An 18,963-nucleotide genomic window follows, 5' to 3' on the forward strand; every position below is an offset into this window, starting at 1 on the left:
ACAAACATCAAAACTTCTTACATCGACCGCTCAATGATATTTGTAAGCTTAACAAACTCTTCTACACCGAGCTGTTCCGGTCTTTTTCGGAATATATTATCATCAGCAATAATTTTATCACTTAATCCAAAAGCCTTTAAGCTGTTTCTAAGCGTTTTTCGCCTTTGGTTAAAGGCAGCTTTAACCACCTTAACAAAGAGTGATTCGTCACACCCCAATGTACTTACATGATTTCTGGAAAAACGGACTACCGCCGACTTCACCTTAGGGGGAGGGGAAAAAACAGATTCATCAACGGTAAATAAATATTCCGCATGGTACCAGGCTTGCATTAAAACACTTAGAATGCCATACTCTCTACCCCCGGGCCCGGCGGTAATACGACGACCCACCTCGCGCTGAACCATGCCGGTAACATATTTTATCTGTGTTTTATTTTCCAGTACTTTAAATAAAATCTGACTGGAAATATTATAGGGGAAATTACCAATAATGGAAAATTCTCCGAAAAAACGTTCCGATAAATTAAGCTTTAAAAAGTCAGCAGAAATAATTTTTTCTTGAAGTTCAGGATAAGTCTGATGGAGAAAAGCTACAGATTCATCATCTAACTCAACCAAGGAAAGGTCAATATCCTTAAGTTGACATAAGAATTGAGTGAGCACACCCATCCCAGGTCCTACTTCCAGCACTTGATAAGGAGGAAGAGGTAATGCCTCTACGATACGAGCAGCAATTCGTCGATCGTTGAGAAAATGTTGACCGAGGTATTTCTTGGGTTTGACTCTCCTCATCTTCCATAATGGGCATCCATTAATTAACGTAATACAATAATTTTGGCCAAAAGAGAGGTATTTCGTAAAATTGTATTTTCCTTTGGCGCTGCAAAGGTAAGACTTTTTATGAGGGAAAGTATCCCCCTCCTAAACATTTTATCAATACTGGTCAAAACAATGGACATGAATAAATCATTTTTGTACTTCCCCTCAACACACAACAGATAAAACAATAACACACAATGACCAAAGCAATTAATAAAAGTTTCCGCTTTTTTTTATTTCTCTTTTTAGGATTAACCATTCTATGGTGGCTCTATAAAGATCAGGACCCTAAAAAAATGGCCGACATATTGAAAAAAGAGGTAAATTATGGATGGATCTTTCTTTCTCTAATTTTAGGATTATTCAGTCATATAAGCCGTACCATTCGTTGGCAAATGCTCATAGAACCTATAGAAAAACGCCCAGGGTTGTTAAACACCTTCTTATCGGTAATGATTGGCTACTTGGCCAATCTAGCTATTCCAAGAATGGGAGAAATATCCAGATGTGCTGTACTAAGCCGCTATGAAGAAATATCCTTTTCTCGGCTTGTAGGTACGGTTGTAACCGAACGTATTATCGATTTAATTATGCTGCTTTTATCTTTGGTATTGGTGATTATTACGCAATACAATGTCTTTATAGATATAATTAAAAATAAATTAAACCTTGGTGAGATAGGAAATTTTTTATCTTCCCGGGAATTTTATTTTTCAGCCATTCTCATCATAGGAATATTTTTTCTCTTCCGAAAAAAAATAATGAAATGGAAAGTTTTTTACAAATTTCGGGAATTATGGCGGCAATTTAAGGAAGGCCTATTTTCGTTCCGAAATGTAAAGAACAAGTTTCTATTTGTATTCCACACCGTATTAATATATGTTCTTTACTTTTTGATGATTTATGTTTGCTTTTTCGGCTTTCCGTTCACACGACATTTAAGCCCCGGTAAAGGATTGGCAGTATTTGTTTTGGGAAGTTTCGGGATGGTAGCTCCTGTTCAGGGGGGGATAGGTCCATGGCATTTTTTGGTTATTTCCACATTAATATTTTTTGGGATAGAATCATCACAGGCTTCCGCTTTTGCCCTTTTGGTTCATGGCTCACTTAACGCTATGATTATTGTAACAGGCTTGTTATCATTCTTAACCATTCCTTTAATAAATAAAAAGCCTCTGACAAGATGATTCAAGGAACATTAGGCAACCTAAACCAGGAAAAATTATTAATATAGCCCAATCAATTAATTTTCTCATCAACTATGGCACTCATCCCCAAGAAGAACATTTTAATGATATTAATAAGCCTCATCTCTTCTTCATGGGTTGTTTACAAATTATATCAATTTAAAGGATGGCCTGAATTTAAAGCTTTCTTTTCACAGAATGCATCCAACCTATCATGGACATTATTTTTAATCACTTTCCTAATGTTCCTCAATGTTAGCATTGAGTCAATCAAATGGCGGTTATTGGCCAGCCCTGCTGAAAAAATATCACTAAAACAATCATTCATACAAGTAATCAAAGGCATACAATGGGGATTAATTACACCGGCCAGGAGCGGTGAGCCCTTAGGCAAAGCTTTATTTTATAAATCAAACAAGCGGACCGGTATAATTTTTCTCTCTCTGCTCGGAAGCTTTATACAAAACGGTGTAATTTTTATCTTTACTATTATCTCTATTCTTTTGGCAGGATCTTCCACAGAACAGTTACTTAATTTCATTTTTGAGCGATTCATGGCAATAGATAAAGCAGCAATAACAGCCCTTTTCTTGCTGATTATTTTTGGGGGAATTGTTATTATTTGGTTTTTAAGACACCGACAAAAAACTTTCATCGACTTATTACATTCATTTGGGTATTTTTCTGCTTTGCAGTTAATTCAAATAATATTTCTAACTCTTATACGGTATTTGTTATTTTGTTTTCAACTATTGATTATACTGCATCTTTTTGAACCGTCCATTACTACATCTGAATTATTTTCAGTATTTCTTTTTTATGGGGTATTAACTTTCGTGCCTTCGTGGGGGTCTGGCGATTTGGGAATACGTTCAGCCATTGCATTGTTAATCTTTGGTGAATCAGTTATCTCAGGACCCGCGATTATTTTTTCCACCATGCTTATATGGATAATAAACATAGCCTTACCGGCACTTATACCCTTATTTTTTAACAAAAAATTCAATTTAATCTCCACTGCCAACCATGTTTCTACATCTGCCAGATGAATAAAACTCGAATTTCCCAAACAACACTTAACCGCTTAAAATTTTAAAAATTCACCAGTCAGGTCACAATTGAATAATTTTCAACACAAAAGGAAACGCATTGCGTTTTTATCATTTGGTTTATAACATTTTTATTCACAAATTCCAATTTTTGACATCCAGTGTTCGCCCCTGCATATTACGCAGAAATGAATAACCTTTTAAATCTAGCAATCAACAACTTATAATTATCCCATCCCTGCTGGCCTTTACCTCTTGCCTGTTGTGCTCTTTTTATACATATTTCACAAACGATATTTTTCCCTGGTAATGTTCCATTTATTGTAAAGTGTTGTTAATACCATTCCCTTCCTGAATTGTCAAAACAATTTTCTATATTTGTTACTCACGGAGAGATTTGTGAAAGTAGTTATCCTCAGTTATGGAAAAACCAAAAGTTAAACTTAATATATTAGGATTATCCTATTCCCAAACGCAATCGGGGGCTTATGCATTAGTGCTGGCCGAAGAAAACGGGGAAAGAAGGATTCCTATTATAATTGGGGCAGTGGAAGCCCAATCAATTGCCATAAAACTAGAAGGACTTGAACCGCCTCGACCTCTTACACATGATTTGTTTTTAAATTTTGCAAAGGCTTTCAAGATTGAAATTCTGGAAGTTGTAATCTACAAGCTGGAAGAGGGGATATTCTATTCTGAATTGGTGTGTCTGCATAATAATGAAATCGTAAAAATCGATTCCCGCACATCTGATGCAGTTTCTTTAGCCCTTCGCTTTAATTGTCCCATTTATACTTATGAGGATATATTACAAAAAGCGGGAATTGTATTAGATTTTGGGGACCAAGATGAAACAAGTTCAGAAAAGTCAAAACAAACATCAGAAGTATCCTCTTCCGCTCCTCAAAATCCATTAGCAGATAAAACTTTGAAAGAACTAAAAAAAATGCTGGACGAGGCTATTGAAAAAGAGAACTATGAAAAAGCCTCTGAAATAAGAGATGAAATAAAACGTCGAAAGAAGTAAGCCTATTTGAATGAACCGAGCATAAAACAAAAGCTATTCACATTAAGCAATTTGCATAAACTTAAGCAAGCCATGCAAATGCTTTAAAGACACACTTTAAGTAATTTTTGAAACAAAAGGTATAATAGATTTTAAAATAGTTCTTGCCGTTAAGAATATTTAAATTAAAAATTGACACTCCAAACTATTAATATCTTAGAAAAGCAATTATGAAAGGCACAACACCCACCTCTTTTTTTTTGCGTATTTTAATCTTTTCGGGAATTCTATTCCTTCTCCCATCATCCCTTTATGCCTCACCTGATTCCATTGTCTCTAAGAGTGAAGGCTTTTCAGCTGAAAGTCTTTTTCGTGGTTTAATCGGCATGTTATTTATCATGTTTGTAGCATGGCTGTTTAGTTCTAATCGAAAAGCCATTTCCTGGAGAGTTGTTCTAACCGGCCTGGCCATTCAAGTATTGTTAGCTCTGGCCATTTTAAATGTTCCTTTTGTAGGATCGATATTTGATACATTGGGGAAAATATTTGTAAAAGTTCTGAGTTTTTCAGAAGAAGGAGCCAGATTTCTTTTTAAAAGTTTTTCATCCGGTGAGATTGAAGAGCCTCTTCTAAATTTTGCCATCACCATACTGCCAACCATAATTTTTTTCTCGGGGTTAACCAGTATATTGTTTTTCTATGGAATTATCCAAAAAGTGGTCTATTGGATGGCCTTAGGGATGACCAAATTATTAAAAATATCGGGTCCCGAAAGTCTCTCTGTTGCAGGAAATATTTTTCTTGGTCAAACCGAATCCCCGCTTATGATAAAGGCTTATCTTGAAAAGATGAATCGATCGGAAATAATGTTGGTCATGTCAGGGGGAATGGCAACGCTTGCCGGAGGGGTTCTGGCCGTATATATTAAAGTTTTAGGTGCCGGCGATCCTATACAAGAGTTACTTTATGCCAAACACCTTTTGGCAGCGTCTATAATGGCTGCTCCTGGTGTTATAATCATCTCCAAAATATTAGTGCCCCAAACTGAAAAAATTGATAAAAATGTCACCATACAAAAAGAAAAAATAGGAAAAAATATACTGGATGCCATTTCAAACGGCACCACCGAAGGCATAAAACTTGCAGTCAATGTCGCCGGAATGTTGCTCGTATTTATCGCTCTAATAGCCATGCTAAATTATATTTTGATTAAAGTTGGTAGCTGGACCCACCTCAATAATTTAATTGTTTCTGTTACAGATGGCGAATATTCCGGACTTTCTCTGGAATTTATTTTAGGATATGCTTTTGCACCATTTATGTGGCTTCTGGGCGTAGCAGCAGATGATATTGATTTGGTAGGAAGGGTGCTGGGCGAAAAAATTATCATGACTGAATTCATCGGCTATGTAAGTTTAGGTGAATTAAAGGAAGCCGGCGCATTTGCCTATGAGAAATCAATTATTATGGCCACCTATGTATTAGCCGGGTTTGCTAATTTCGCATCCATTGGCATCCAAATCGGTGGAATCGGCGCCTTAGCCCCAGGCAAAAGAACACTTCTTACTCAATTAGGGATGAGGGCATTATTGGCAGGAACTCTGGCATCTCTTCTTTCGGCAACAATTGTTGGGATGATTCTAGGATAAAAAAAAGCTGTCCAAATTAATTTTGGGCAGCTCTATTTTAGTATTAATTGGTGATGTTCAGAATTTAAATAATAGCATCAAGTTTTGAGGCTAAAGTTGTCTTAGGGACAGCCCCCACTTGTTTATCAACGACTTCACCATTCTTAAAGAATAAGATAGTTGGAATATTGCGAATTCCAAACTTTACAGAGGTTTCAGGATTACTATCAACATCCATTTTTGCAACTACCGCTTTACCGTTATACTCTTCAGCCAATTCCGCCACGATAGGAGCAACCATACGACAAGGGCCACACCATTCTGCCCAGAAATCCACCAAAACAGGTTTTTCTGATTTTAATACTACATCTTCAAAATTTGCATCTGTTACTTCAATTGCCATAATTCATTTATTTTAATAAATATCAATACTTAATTTTAGTTTTTCCAAAAAGCATACCAATACGCTTTATCATTATAAAAAACATCTTTTGCCAAAGCTTGTTCAAAGATATATTTTTTTTCCCAACCAAGCGGCTCATGACAGTTGTATCTGCAACTCAGGATGTTCGTTAAAAAACTGAAGAACATCTCTTTGGGAAAGATCTATTCTGGCCGACCGGGATAATAACTGAACACTATTATGCTTATTGGCAGGGTCAAAAACATGAAACCTAAGCGATACATTTCCCCTGTTTTCAAGCATAACACTAGCCAATTCATTTACTAATTCTTCGGAAATTTTATCAACCGGAATATGTAAGGAAAGATTGCGGACATGGCTTTCCAGTACCTCATCCAGGAATGAAATAGAATGAATTTTCACCTCCAACTCTTCCGGATGGTATTTTTTGGGTTGCACCTTCCCCTTTATCAACAAAAAAATGCTGCCATCTTCAGGCACAGCATGATATTTACTAAAATCGTTGTAATCGCGCCCAAACAGGGCAAAATCATATGAGCCTGAATAATCCTCCAAGGTAATGATGGCATAAGAATTCTCTTTAACCCTGGTAACTCCTCTTCTAATGCCGGTTACCATTCCGCCCACAATAATGGTTTTGCCATTGATGGCAGAAAGGTCATTTAAATCACTCAAAGGGGTATTGCAATAATATTGTAGTTCAAGACGAAATCTATCTAATGGATGAGCAGAGAGATAAATACCTATTAACTCTTTTTCTCTCTTAAGTTTTTCTACACTGGTAAACTCAGGCACATTGGGTACTGACGGTTTTTTGACAGCATCTGTCATATCGGCAGTCCCAAACAATGACACCTGTGCACTTGCTTTATCTGCCTGAAAGCGGTTCCCATAACGCAACAGGCGTTCAATGAATGTTCCTTCTTCGCCGTCGGTAGTTGCAAAAAACTGAGCTCTGTTAAGACCGCTAAAACTATCGAAAGCTCCGGCGGCCGCTAATGCCTCAATATTTTTCTTATTAACCGTTTGAAGATTAACCCGTTCAACAAAATCGAAAATATCTTTGAAAGGACCTCCCTCTTCGCGCTTCCGTATGATTTCTTCTACCGCGGCAGCCCCTACACCTTTAATACCGGCCATGCCGAAACGTATAGCCCCTTCAGAATTTACCGTAAATTTCCTAAAACTCTCATTTACGTCAGGACCAAGCACTTCGAGGCCCATGCGCCGGCATTCCTCCATAAAGGTGGTAATCTTGTTAATATCATTCAGATTACGGCTCAATACGCCGGCCATAAATTCAGCCGGATAATGAGCTTTCAGGTAACCGGTTTGATAGGCCACATAGGCATAACACACTGAATGGGATTTATTGAAGGCATAGCTAGCAAAAGCTTCCCAATCTTTCCAAATTTTTTCAATCAGTTGGTCAGGATCTTTATTAACCTCTTTGCAACCTTCCAGGAATTTTTCATTTTTCTTACATCCTTCATAAAATTTTACTTTTAACTGCGCCATTAAGTCGGACAATTTTTTCCCCATGGCTTTCCGTAAAGTATCGGATTCTCCACGGGTAAATCCGGCTAAAGCCCTTGAAAGCAACATCACCTGTTCCTGAAAGACAGTAATACCATAGGTATCTTTCAAGTAAGGTTCCATCATGGGATGGTCATAGATAATTTCCTGTTTCCCATGTTTTCTGGCGATGTAATTGGGGATATATTCCATTGGTCCCGGTCGGTAAAGGGCATTCATGGCCACCAGGTCTTCGAAGCGGTTAGGCTGAAGTGCCCTTAAATGTTTCTTCATTCCGGGGGATTCGAACTGAAATATTGCAGTTGTATCTCCCTTACTGAAAAGCTCAAAAGTTTTGGGGTCATCCTGAGGAATTTTATCAATATCTATCTCAATGTTCTTAGATAATTTAATATTCTCAAGAGTCTCTTTAATAATCGACAAGGTTTTAAGCCCCAGGAAATCCATTTTCAACAGTCCGATGGCTTCAACGAAGTGCCCATCGTACTGGGTAGTCATAAGATTTTCGCCCTTTGTAGGAATTAACGGGATATGTTGGTCGAGAGGATCTCTGCCAATGAGTACGCCGCAAGCGTGAACACCGGTTTGTCGCACCGAGCCTTCGAGTGTGCAAGCCAGTTTCAGGGTTTTAAGTACTTTCTCTTCACCATTTGCCCGTGCTTCTTTAATGCGCTCGGCAAAAATTTTAAACACTTCAAGCTTGCTTTCTTCCTTTCCCTTACCGGCATTTCGGGCAGCTTTTAACTCATTATCTATCTTTTTTATAGCATCATCAATACTCCCGGTTTCCCGTTCCCTTTTTAATACCTCTTCATAAGCATTAGCAAGCTTGGTACCCGGCCTCTCGGGTATTAACTTGGCAAGTTTATCTGTTTCGGAGAGCGGTAATTTCAACACGCGTCCTACATCACGTATGGCCATACGAGCTGCCATTGTACCAAAGGTACAGATGTGGGCAACCTTATCTCGCCCGTATTTTTGAGTTACCCAGTCTAAAACCATTTGCCTGCCATCATCATCAAAGTCAATATCCACATCAGGCATCGATATTCGGTCAGGGTTCAGGAACCGTTCAAAAAGCAAGTCGTGTTTAATGGGGTCTATATTGGTAATACCCACACAATATGAAACTGCTGCACCGGCAGCCGAGCCACGTCCGGGACCAACCAGAACGCCCATCTTACGGGCGGCATTAATAAAATCCTGTACAATCAGAAAGTAGCCGGGAAAACCCATGCTTTTAATGGTGTTCAGCTCAAAATCGAGTCTTTCTTTTACCTCATCGGGAATAGGATCACCATAACGCGATGGGTCTTTGGCCCCTTTATAGGTAAGAAAAGTAAGATAGTCAGACTCGAGTTTTATACGAAGCAGGTTTTCATAATTGCCTCCAAGAGCATCATATCTTTCACCAAATTCCTTTCGAAGCTCCTCTTCAGGGTACTTCTTTTTATATTCTTCCATGGTCCCAAATTCATCAGGGATTGGGAAGAAAGGCATGATAGGGGATGAGTTGAGGTCATACTCCTCTACTTTTTCAGCCACCTCCATGGTATTTTGAAGGGCTTCCGGCACATCGCCAAAGAGCTCGTTCATCTCGGCAGTAGTCTTAAACCACTCCTGTTTAGTGTAACGCATCCGGTTTTCATCATCATAGTCTTTCCCGGTATTGAGGCAAATAAGCAAATCGTGGGCTTCGGCATCTTCGGCATTGGTAAAATGAACATCATTCGTTGCAATTACCTTAACCCCTAATTCTTTAGAGAAAGCCAAAAGAGCTTTATTGACCTTGATCTGATTTTCGTAAACCTCCTGTCTCGACCTGGGATCTTCCGCAGGATGTCGTTGCAATTCCAAATAAAAATCGTCGCCAAAAATGCTTTTAAACCATAAGATAGACTCCCTGGCCCCCTCCATATCACCGGCAATAATCTTTTGAGGTATCTCCCCACCAATACAGGCACTGGACACAATAAGCCCCTCGTGATATTGTTTTAAGAGATTTTTGTCAATTCTGGGTTTATAATAAAAGCCCTCAATATTGGCAATGGAAATTAACTTAAGTAAATTCTTATACCCGGTTCGATTTTTAGCCAACAGGATAAGGTGATCACCTCTTCCGTCCAACTTACTGTCAGACTTATCCTGGATTGATCGAGCCGCCACATAAGTCTCACAACCAAGAATGGGTTTAATATTTTTCTTCCGACAAGTATCAAAAAATTCTTTAATCCCAAACATCGTTCCATGGTCGGTAAGGGCCAATGCTGTCATGCCATCATCCTTGGCCTTATTTACAAGATCACTAACAGCTGCGGCACCGTCCAATATAGAGTATTGTGAGTGAACATGAAGATGTGTAAATGGTATGAGTCCCATAATAAAATAAAATTCTTAAATCCGATTTAAGCTACAAAGTTACCCAAAATTGCCGGCGAAAATATTTCGACCAAGCCGGTAACCTTAATTTTTTTTTAAAGAGTAACGAAAAATTGATAGTGTGATATAATTCATAGGATGAACATATAATCCAATGAAAAGTTTGTCAAGAAGTAACAAAAAAATTTCGCTTTGGGTTGAAAATGACAACACCGGTGCCATATATTTGCCAAATATCATTTATCTGGCCATCTCCCAAGAAAGCCGAAAGACAAAATTTTAACTGCTTTTTATGGTATTCAAAAAATTTTCAACGCCAAAGCAAACGGTTTAAATGATAAAAAATATCAGTAAAAGGGGAAAGAAATTTCATAAACCAATAAATCACTGTATATTTGCACTCGCAAAAATGTAGGTTGTTAATTATTAATTTAAAAAAACATGCCCGTAAAGATTAGATTAGCAAGACACGGACGCAAAAGGTATGCATACTACCACATCGTAGTAGCAGATAGCAGGGCGCCACGAGATGGTAAATTCATCGAACGGATTGGCTCGTACAATCCCAACACAAATCCTGCTACGATTCAACTTGATTTCGACAAAGCTTTATCATGGCTCAGGAAAGGCGCTCAACCTACTGATACTGCCCGTGCAATTTTGAGTTACAAAGGTGTTCTCATGAAAAAACACCTGCTCGAAGGTGTGAAGAAAGGTGCTTTTGATGAAGCAGAAGCCGAACGCCGGTTCCAAAAATGGCTGGAAGAAAAAGAAGCAAAAATTCAAGCCAAGAAAGACCGTCTTGCTTCCGAAAGTGAAAAAGAACGCAAGGCTCGTTTGGAACAAGAAGCTAAAATCAATGCCGAAAGAGCTGAAAAGCTGGCTAAACGTGCTGCTGAACTGGCTGCTGAAGCAGAAGCTCAACAAAAAGAAGCCAGTGAGGAAACACAAAACTCAGACAGTACTTCTGAGGAAGCTAAGGCTGAACAAACCGCCAGTTCTGAAGAAGAAACCAAAAAAGAAGAATAGTAGCATTACTCACTTCTTAAGAAAAAGCCATCCTTTTCAAGGATGGTTTTTTTTTGAGCAGAAAATCAAAATCTATTTGAGAACTAAACAAACAAAAGTGCAATTATTTAATCATTAACCACAATTTTAGCTTAAAAAATTGTGGTCCAATAATCGAAAAGTTAAATTTTTCATCCGTATAAATTTTACTTACTTCATTGATATATTGCTTCTTAAAAGTAGTCATTAGTGGTTAGTCACTAGTCCATTAACACTAATGACTGTTGACTAATGACTATAAACTTCTTCTGCCTGTGCACTTCTGCCTTAGTTTTTATACATGTTCCTTTTGTGGCTAAAGCCGCCATGCTCGTTTCATTAGATTACTTTTTGAGTGCTTCGGCACCAGAAGTAATTTCAATCAGTTCATTGGTAATCGCCGACTGTCGAGCTTTATTATACATTAACTGAAGTTCATTGATAAGAGTGTTGGCGTTATCGGTGGCCTTGTGCATTGAAGTCATTCTGGCACCATGTTCCGAAGCAATTGATTCGAGCACCACTTGATACAAGAGAGACCGAAGAGTTTTGGGCATCAAACTATCAACGATAGCTTGTCGGTCTGGTTCCAAAATATATTCAGAAATAGGATTGGTACGTTTAACCTCCGGAATTTTCACTGGCAAAAACTGCTGAACCTGCACTTCTTGAACAGCAGCATTGATAAAACTATTATAGACTATGATAGCTTCTTTCAGTACTCCTAAATCATATTCACTAATCAATTCATCAGCTATCATGGCAATTTTGGTAAAAGAGGGATCGCTTAATTGTCCCTCCTCCAAAATAAGAGGTCTAATATTCCTCGACCGCAACATTTTCCAGGCTTGCTTCCCAAGCACCCTAATCTCCACATTCCCTTTTTTGTAGTCATCATTTAACTCATTCTTTAAAAGATTTTGGACCGCTTTCACCACATTAGCATTAAAAGCGCCACAAAGTCCACGATCTGAAGCGATGACAAAAAGTACTACTTTATTCCCGCGTCCAGGAATGGTATAGTTTATGGTAACATCAGGATAGGTTGAAACCATATCGTGAATAATTCCTATTAGGTGAGAGGTATATGGACGGATATGTTCAACATCATCTTGAGCTTTTTTTAATCTGGCAGCCGAAATCATCTTCATAGCGCTAGTTACTTGCATAGTGGTTTTAACTGCGCCAATTCTGGTTCTTATGTCCTTTAAGTTTGCCATTTAAAATTAATTCTCCTCATTAACTTTAAAATGTGCAGCCACATCTTTCGCCACCGTCTCAATTTTCCGGGATACCTCATCATCCATCACTCCTGATAAAATAGTCTTAAAAACCTCAGGATGTCTAATGTTCATGCTTTCGATAAACTCTTGTTCAAACTTCTTAACTTTATCTACAGGCACCTCTCTAAGCAACCCTTTAGTTCCGCAATAAATCAATGCCACCTGTTGTTCCACCTTCATAGGTTTATATTGAGGCTGTTTCAACAGTTCCACATTTTTTCTACCCTTATCCAATACATTCATAGTTGCCGGATCAAGGTCAGAACCAAATCTGGCAAAAGCTTCCAGTTCCCTATATTGAGCCTGATCAAGTTTTAATGTACCTGCCACTTTTTTCATCGGTTTAATCTGAGCATTTCCACCCACACGTGACACAGAAATACCCACATTAATAGCGGGCCGAACACCGGCATTAAACAGATTGTGTTCCAAAAAGATCTGTCCGTCTGTAATAGAAATGACATTTGTAGGGATATAAGCAGAGACGTCCCCAGCCTGAGTTTCAATTATAGGTAAAGCGGTCAAAGATCCACCTCCTTTAACTTTCCCTTTGAGTGAAGCCGGAACATCGTTCATTTGAGCTGCGACTTTATCGGATTCAATAATTTTTGCAGCTCTTTCCAGAAGGCGGGAATGGAGGTAAAAGATATCTCCGGGGAAGGCCTCCCGTCCGGGTGGGCGGCGTAATAGCAAAGAGACCTCTCGGTAAGATATGGCTTGTTTAGAAAGATCGTCATAAACGATTAAAGCATGTCGACCGGTATCTCTAAAATATTCGCCGATGGCTGTTCCGGCAAAAGGGGCATAAAACTGCATAGCAGCGGGATCAGAGGCCGTGGCAGAGACCACGATGGTATAATCCATGGCACCATGCCTCTGAAGCGTATTAACAATTTGGGCGACAGTTGACCCTTTTTGGCCAATGGCTACATAAATACAATAAACAGGATTTCCCTCTTCAAAAAAGTTGCGTTGATTAATAATGGTGTCGATGGCAATGGCAGTTTTACCTGTTTGTCGGTCACCAATAATTAATTCCCTTTGTCCACGTCCGATAGGTGTCATCGAATCGATAGCCTTCAATCCGGTTTGTAAAGGCTCTTTTACCGGTTGCCTAAAAATCACTTCCGGGGCTTTACGCTCTAATGGCATCTCAAATAGTTCACCTTTCAAACTTCCTTTACCATCAATAGGCTCGCCCAATGTATTTACCACTCTACCAACCATCCCCTCGCCCACATTAATGGATGCAATACGACGTGTACGACGAACAATATCGCCCTCAGAAACCAATTGGGAATCCCCTAATAAAACCACTCCCACACTATCCGATTCGAGGTTAAGAACCACCCCCATACACTTGTCAAATTCAACTAACTCATTTGACTGGACATTAAACAGTCCGTAAACACGGGCTATGCCGTCACCCACCTGCAACACCGTGCCTACTTCTTCCAGCTCAGTAGAAGACTGAAACCCTTCAATTTCTTTTCTAATAATTTCGGAAACTTCCGATGGACGTATTTGTTCCATATCGGCTTTCTTTAACTCAATAATTTTTTTCTTAAACTTTTTACCTGATGTAAAATACTATTGTCTATCATTTTCTCATCCACCACCAGTATCAAGCCACCAATAATATCAGGTTTTACTTGCGCATCCATCTCTACGGGTGCCCCAAGACTTTCCGCCAAATATGATTTTAGCTTATCCAGATAATCCTGATCCATTTTCACGGCAGTTATCACCTTAATATTTTTAATGCCTTCGTAATTTCTATACAATTGCTCGAAATAATTTATTATATCGTACAAAAGATTTTCCCTGTTTTTGTCTAAAATCAGATCGAGAAATTGAATCATTAAAGGATGTTGTTCGCCTGATAGTACTTTTTTAATGACCTCTTTCTTTTGAGAAGTCTTAATAACAGGATTCTCCAGAAAAGCCCGAAAATCTTTGACTGTGCTACAGTGCTGCAAAAGAAGTTTTGAATCGGTATACAACCGTTCTAATACTCCTTTTTCTTTACCAAGCTCGAATAAAGCTTTAGCGTATCTCACTGTAACAGGGCCTCTGTTCATCAGAATAAAATTTTTCTAATTCATAGATCAGATGGAACTCGCATGACCTTCAACTTAAACAGGAACCGGCTGTAACAACGTTAATTGGTCACACTCGTTTCATTAATAAAAAACAAAAAGTATAGAGTATTAATTTAAGTTCATTTGATTCAAATAAGTATTAATCACTTTTTTCTGCTTTTCCCGATCAGCAAGTTCTTCCTTCAAAACTTTTTCAGCAATTTCAAGAGACAATTGGCCAATGGCATCTCTGATTTCGAATAGTGCTTCTTCTTTTTGCTTTTTAATATCGGCATTAACCTTCTCCATCAGCTTCCGACCTTCCTCACGGGCAGCCGCCTGAGCCTCTTCAATAATCCTGTTCTTCAACTCTCTGGCTTCAGCCAATATGGCATCCCTTTCCTTTCTGGCATCCTCAAGAACTTTGTTTTTTTTCTGTTCAAGGTGTTCCACTTCCTCGCGGGCTCTTTTAGCATCTTCTAAGGCAAAAGAGATGGTCTCCTCTCGTACTTTAAGAGCGCGCATAATGGAAGGCAAGGCGTATTTCCGGAGTACTAACAGCAATAAAATAAAAGTCAGTGTCGTCCAAAATACCAATCCAGGATTCGGTGTCAATAATTCCATCCTGACAATTTTTTAATTGAATTAATTAAATTGGAAGGTATTAACCCACCAGCCAAGCCACCACAATTGCAAAAAGGGCAATACCCTCAATAAGAGCAGCAGCAACAATCATAAGCGTTTGGATTTTCGAGCCCATTTCGGGTTGTCGACTCATAGCTTCAAGAGCTGACTGACCAATTTTACCAATCCCAATTCCTGCACCCAAAACAATTAAACCTAACCCTAAAGCTGTAAATGAAATTGTCTCCATATTTGTTTTTTTTAATATTAATGTTCAGATTTACTTGTACTCATCCCAATAAATAAGGCTGTCAGCAAACTAAAAATATAGGCTTGCAATACAGCCACCAGTAGTTCTAACAAATACATTATCAATGATAGGGCCACCGACATCGGGGCTATATATAATGACTTTAGAATAAATATAATCGAAATCAAACTTAATATGATGATGTGCCCGGCTGTTATATTGGCAAACAAACGAATCATCAATGCAAACGGCTTAGTAAACATCCCAATTATTTCCAAGGGCACCAAAATAAATTTTACCGGAAATGGAATTCCCGGAGCGGTAAAAGTATGCTTCCAATAAGATTTAGATCCGAACAAATTAATAGCCAGAAAAGCACAAACAGCCAGTGTCGCTGTAAAACTAATATTCCCCGATAAGTTGCTTCCCCCTGGGAAGAAAGGTACAATCCCAATAAGATTATTGATCCAAATAAAGAAAAATACAGTTATTAAGAAAGGCACAAATTTATCGGCCTTTTCTCCAGGGATTTGAGCCCTGGCAATATCATCTCTTACAAAAAGAATTATGGGTTCCAAAACCGCCCGGAATCCTTTGGGTGGAGCCATCCCATAACGGGCATAATTTCTGGCGGCCGATAAAAACATCCATAAAATTAGGGCTACAGAAAGAAACATGCTGGCCACATTCTGCGTGATAGAAAAATCGGCCACGGAAGCATTGACAATGTGCCCCTCTTTATCTGTATGGATAGTTCCGTCGAAATCGGTTAAATAGAACCGCTCATCATGGAGAACCACAAAGTCGTTTCCCAAAGCAACAGGTTCGGAAGAATGATAGAAACGGTCAGAAGAAAAAAACCAAAATTTACCTTCATGCCATAGAATTACAGGCAATGGAACTGTAAGATGAACTCTTTGGCCATGACGATTAGTATAATCCAAAACGTGCCATTGGTGAGCATCAGTAATATGTTCCATCACTAACCCGATTACATCAAAAGACCCCTCATTTTCATCACTGGAGGTCATTTCTTCGGATTGGACGGAAAAGCTTCCCACCAACAGTAAAAATATGACAATGAAAAATTTCAAAATAAAACTTTCTCTTTAATTTTTAAACAAACAATGTCAATGACCTATGTCTTTAACCCGAAACTTGTATACGACCCGACAAAATAGATGTTTCAGTTTTCCCGGATCTTATCAGGGCCAAATTCAATAATCTTTCTTGGATAACCATTGGATCTTCCATTTGGTATCAAGCGTTAACAAAACAATATAACTTACCATTGTCGGAATAACGAATGCTTCTATCTGCTCATGTTCTTTGTCGAAAAAAAGCATTAACAATATCGGAATAATAAAAATTTTCAACACCGACATGATTACCAGCACTAATCCCGGCAAATCGGGTCGTAGATCCTTGAAGAATTTTAAAATAGAAGAGGTCAATGGGAAAAGCACTACTATTATTAAGGCGAGATAAACCCAGTTTCTGGGAATGTGTCCTGCTTCAATATAAACAATAAGACCCGCTAGTCCTTTAAACAGCAGGCCGTAAAAAATTTCTTTAATAAGCAGCACTTTATACGCCAAAAATGGTAGTGGTGCCATAGATCAAATTATTTTTTATTGTCTTTTGCCACATTGAGTAAAGGCTCGTTTCCTGTCTGATTACCCATATTACATGTTCCTGAGAATATAGCACCAGGTTCAATATTCAATTTCCCGGTTTTTATATCACCACTCACTTTAGAACTAGCTTTCAATGAGAGAAGCTCAGTAACATTAATTTTTCCATTCAAAGAACCTGCAAGTTCTGCATTACCGCAAAATACTTCACCTTTAATCATTCCATTTGACCCTACAACCACCTTTCCTTTGGATTTTATATTACCTTCAATCTGCCCGTCAATTCTAATATCACCATTTGTTTCAATATCACCTATAATTTTGGTTCCCGGACCAATAATGTTAGGAAGTTTGCTTTCTGGTTCGATGTTTTTCGCCATGTTCATTAAACTTTATTTAAGTTATTAATTGTAATATACTTTTATTTTTTACGAAGTTATTCAACAAATAGGCACCAATTAATTGTGGTCTGCATTTGCGCAAAAAAAATTTTTCAACCTCTCTACTAAAAAAGTCTGCCACCACAATTCCCGTAAATTATTAGCAAAATTAAAAAGAAATCCCAATTATGGTTGTTCTTTTAATAATTCCTTTAAAGCCATAAGCTGTTGCTCCTTCTTTACTTGTCGGAGTTTTTTGGCAGTATTGGTATAGTATTTATGATTTGCAATAAAATTAATTTGTTTTTTATTCCACTCTTTTAAAGACATTTTTCCATTAAATGTTTGAATTTCCTTATATAAATTTTGTGAAATAGGAATAAAGTCAGGCCGTCCCAAATAATCTAAGTCGGCATCTTTAAGGATAGCTTCGAGATGATTACTGGGAAGTGCTTCTTTGCGCGTCACATTAATTAACCGGTTAATTTCTTCTATCTGGTCATCAGAATAGCCATACATCTGCAAAATCTCTTTGGCCAATTCCATGCTATAATGTTCATGGTTTTTATAAGAGACCAAAAAACCCGAATCATGTAACAAAGCAGCAGTCTTAAGAAGTAACATTTCTTCTTCATTGACGCCCTCGCCACGACCAATAATTTCAACCTGGGTAACTACATCAATAGTATGTTTAACATTATGATATGTAAACTCTTCTGATAATTCATTCTCCAAACGATTAAGAACAGACTCTTCCACATCGCCAAATCTTATATGCTGCAATTTTATCTTGAACAGTTCATTGGGTTTCTTTCCTTCTCCGTCAACCGAAAGTTCAGGAATAATTCCTTTAATAAAATACATATCTGTTTCTCCCTTATATTTAATGGGCATCTTACCCCTGTACTGAGACTCAAAAAATTCTTTAACAAGCTGCCATGTGGTTCCGGAAATATTAATTTCACCCGGCATACCGGAAGATTCCATCCGACTGGCTATATTAACGGTATCACCCCATATATCGAAAGAAATTTTCTTCCGCCCCACCATACCCGATATAACAGGTCCGGTATGAATTCCTATGCGCAACTCCCAATAATCTTTATGTTCAATCATCTTATTGCGCCTCAATTCTTCCATAAATTGCTGCATTTCCAGGGCTGCCAAGACAACTTCTATAGGATTGGTACTGTTTTTTACCGGGAGGCCACCGGCACACATATACGCATCACCAATGGTTTTTATTTTTTCAATGCCATATTTTTCAACGATAGCATCAAATTGAAAGAACAATTGATCCAGTTCATCAATTAATACTTCAGGATTTAATTGCTCAACAATTCTTGTAAATCCCTGGATATCGGCAAAAAGAACAGTTACCTTCTGATATTTCCGCGATTTTTTTTTGGGCCCTTGATGAGTATAAACGATAGATTCAGTATCATATTGTGCCTGTATCCGCCGAGCTCTCTCCTTAACCTTTAGGGCCAACTCAAGGCGCTCTGCTGTAAGCCTTTCAACACAAAGATGAATATAATTTCTTATCAAAAAAACCACACCAATTATCAAAATAATCCCCACAATTGCCAAACCAATATAATAAAAAGGAAGAGTTAATATCATCACCTCGTATG

At 38.2% G+C, this 18,963-nt stretch carries 17 protein-coding genes; 5 read left to right on the forward strand and 12 right to left on the reverse strand.

Translation table 11 applies throughout. From position 1 onward, the window contains the following. Nucleotides 1–17: 17 nt before the first annotated feature. Complete coding sequence (gene rsmA / locus BM130_RS06815; protein WP_010526389.1) at nt 18–794, reverse strand: 16S rRNA (adenine(1518)-N(6)/adenine(1519)-N(6))-dimethyltransferase RsmA; 777 nt, start codon at nt 792–794, stop codon at nt 18–20. A gap of 224 nt (nt 795–1,018) precedes the next feature. Here rsmA and BM130_RS06820 point away from each other — a divergent pair, with 224 nt between their 5' ends. The 4 genes from BM130_RS06820 to BM130_RS06835 all read left to right on the forward strand — a co-directional run bounded on the left by BM130_RS06820 (nt 1,019) and on the right by BM130_RS06835 (nt 5,712). Beyond that, nucleotides 1,019–2,008: a lysylphosphatidylglycerol synthase transmembrane domain-containing protein gene (locus BM130_RS06820; RefSeq protein WP_010526388.1), complete on the forward strand. Its 990-nt coding sequence runs from the start codon at nt 1,019–1,021 to the stop codon at nt 2,006–2,008. Nucleotides 2,009–2,112: 104 nt separating this feature from the next. Continuing rightward, a complete protein-coding gene (locus BM130_RS06825) occupies nt 2,113–3,057 on the forward strand; it encodes a lysylphosphatidylglycerol synthase transmembrane domain-containing protein (RefSeq protein ID WP_138956825.1) in 945 nt (314 codons plus the stop codon). Between the two features lie 421 nt (nt 3,058–3,478). After that, a complete protein-coding gene (locus BM130_RS06830; RefSeq protein WP_010526386.1) occupies nt 3,479–4,084 on the forward strand; it encodes a bifunctional nuclease family protein in 606 nt (201 codons plus the stop codon). A gap of 209 nt (nt 4,085–4,293) precedes the next feature. Then, nucleotides 4,294–5,712 carry a NupC/NupG family nucleoside CNT transporter gene (locus tag BM130_RS06835; RefSeq protein ID WP_010526385.1) on the forward strand — a complete coding sequence of 473 codons (1,419 nt, stop codon included), beginning with the start codon at nt 4,294–4,296 and terminating at the stop codon, nt 5,710–5,712. A gap of 64 nt (nt 5,713–5,776) precedes the next feature. On the opposite strand, the gene trxA is transcribed toward BM130_RS06835, so the two are convergent. Further along, entirely contained in the window at nt 5,777–6,094 is a 318-nt protein-coding gene (gene trxA, locus BM130_RS06840; RefSeq protein WP_010526384.1) for a thioredoxin, read from the reverse strand. 135 nt (nt 6,095–6,229) lie between these two features. Continuing rightward, nucleotides 6,230–10,030, reverse strand: coding sequence for a DNA polymerase III subunit alpha (gene dnaE, locus BM130_RS06845; protein WP_010526383.1), 3,801 nt, complete (start codon nt 10,028–10,030; stop codon nt 6,230–6,232). A 441-nt stretch (nt 10,031–10,471) separates the two neighbouring features. Here dnaE and BM130_RS06850 point away from each other — a divergent pair, with 441 nt between their 5' ends. Then, a complete protein-coding gene (locus BM130_RS06850) occupies nt 10,472–11,059 on the forward strand; it encodes a 30S ribosomal protein S16 (RefSeq protein WP_010526382.1) in 588 nt (195 codons plus the stop codon). Between the two features lie 362 nt (nt 11,060–11,421). On the opposite strand, the gene atpG is transcribed toward BM130_RS06850, so the two are convergent. From atpG to BM130_RS06895, 9 genes are all read right to left on the reverse strand, one after another. Continuing rightward, nucleotides 11,422–12,297: an ATP synthase F1 subunit gamma gene (gene atpG, locus BM130_RS06855; RefSeq protein ID WP_029626458.1), complete on the reverse strand. Its 876-nt coding sequence runs from the start codon at nt 12,295–12,297 to the stop codon at nt 11,422–11,424. Between the two features lie 6 nt (nt 12,298–12,303). Continuing rightward, nucleotides 12,304–13,893 carry a F0F1 ATP synthase subunit alpha gene (gene atpA, locus BM130_RS06860; RefSeq protein ID WP_010526380.1) on the reverse strand — a complete coding sequence of 530 codons (1,590 nt, stop codon included), beginning with the start codon at nt 13,891–13,893 and terminating at the stop codon, nt 12,304–12,306. Between the two features lie 11 nt (nt 13,894–13,904). Further along, complete coding sequence (gene atpH, locus BM130_RS06865; protein WP_010526379.1) at nt 13,905–14,441, reverse strand: ATP synthase F1 subunit delta; 537 nt, start codon at nt 14,439–14,441, stop codon at nt 13,905–13,907. A gap of 129 nt (nt 14,442–14,570) precedes the next feature. Continuing rightward, on the reverse strand, nt 14,571–15,065 hold the full coding sequence (atpF, locus tag BM130_RS06870) for a F0F1 ATP synthase subunit B (RefSeq protein ID WP_010526378.1): 495 nt from the start codon (nt 15,063–15,065) through the stop codon (nt 14,571–14,573). Nucleotides 15,066–15,105: 40 nt separating this feature from the next. Next, nucleotides 15,106–15,315, reverse strand: a complete 210-nt coding sequence (gene atpE, locus BM130_RS06875; RefSeq protein WP_010526377.1) for an ATP synthase F0 subunit C — start codon at nt 15,313–15,315, stop codon at nt 15,106–15,108. Nucleotides 15,316–15,332: 17 nt separating this feature from the next. Beyond that, nucleotides 15,333–16,409: a F0F1 ATP synthase subunit A gene (gene atpB / locus BM130_RS06880; protein WP_010526376.1), complete on the reverse strand. Its 1,077-nt coding sequence runs from the start codon at nt 16,407–16,409 to the stop codon at nt 15,333–15,335. A 123-nt stretch (nt 16,410–16,532) separates the two neighbouring features. Then, nucleotides 16,533–16,931 (reverse strand): hypothetical protein, encoded by a 399-nt coding sequence (locus tag BM130_RS06885; RefSeq protein ID WP_010526375.1) that lies wholly within the window; start codon nt 16,929–16,931, stop codon nt 16,533–16,535. Between the two features lie 8 nt (nt 16,932–16,939). Then, on the reverse strand, nt 16,940–17,329 hold the full coding sequence (locus BM130_RS06890; RefSeq protein WP_237706078.1) for a bactofilin family protein: 390 nt from the start codon (nt 17,327–17,329) through the stop codon (nt 16,940–16,942). A gap of 186 nt (nt 17,330–17,515) precedes the next feature. Then, the gene (locus BM130_RS06895; protein ID WP_010526373.1) at nt 17,516–18,952 is read right to left on the reverse strand and encodes an adenylate/guanylate cyclase domain-containing protein; all 1,437 of its coding nucleotides are present in this window, start codon (nt 18,950–18,952) and stop codon (nt 17,516–17,518) included. Nucleotides 18,953–18,963: the final 11 nt, after the last annotated feature.

The sequence above is a fragment of the Thermophagus xiamenensis genome (assembly GCF_900112795.1).
GTDB lineage: Bacteria > Bacteroidota > Bacteroidia > Bacteroidales > Marinilabiliaceae > Thermophagus > Thermophagus xiamenensis.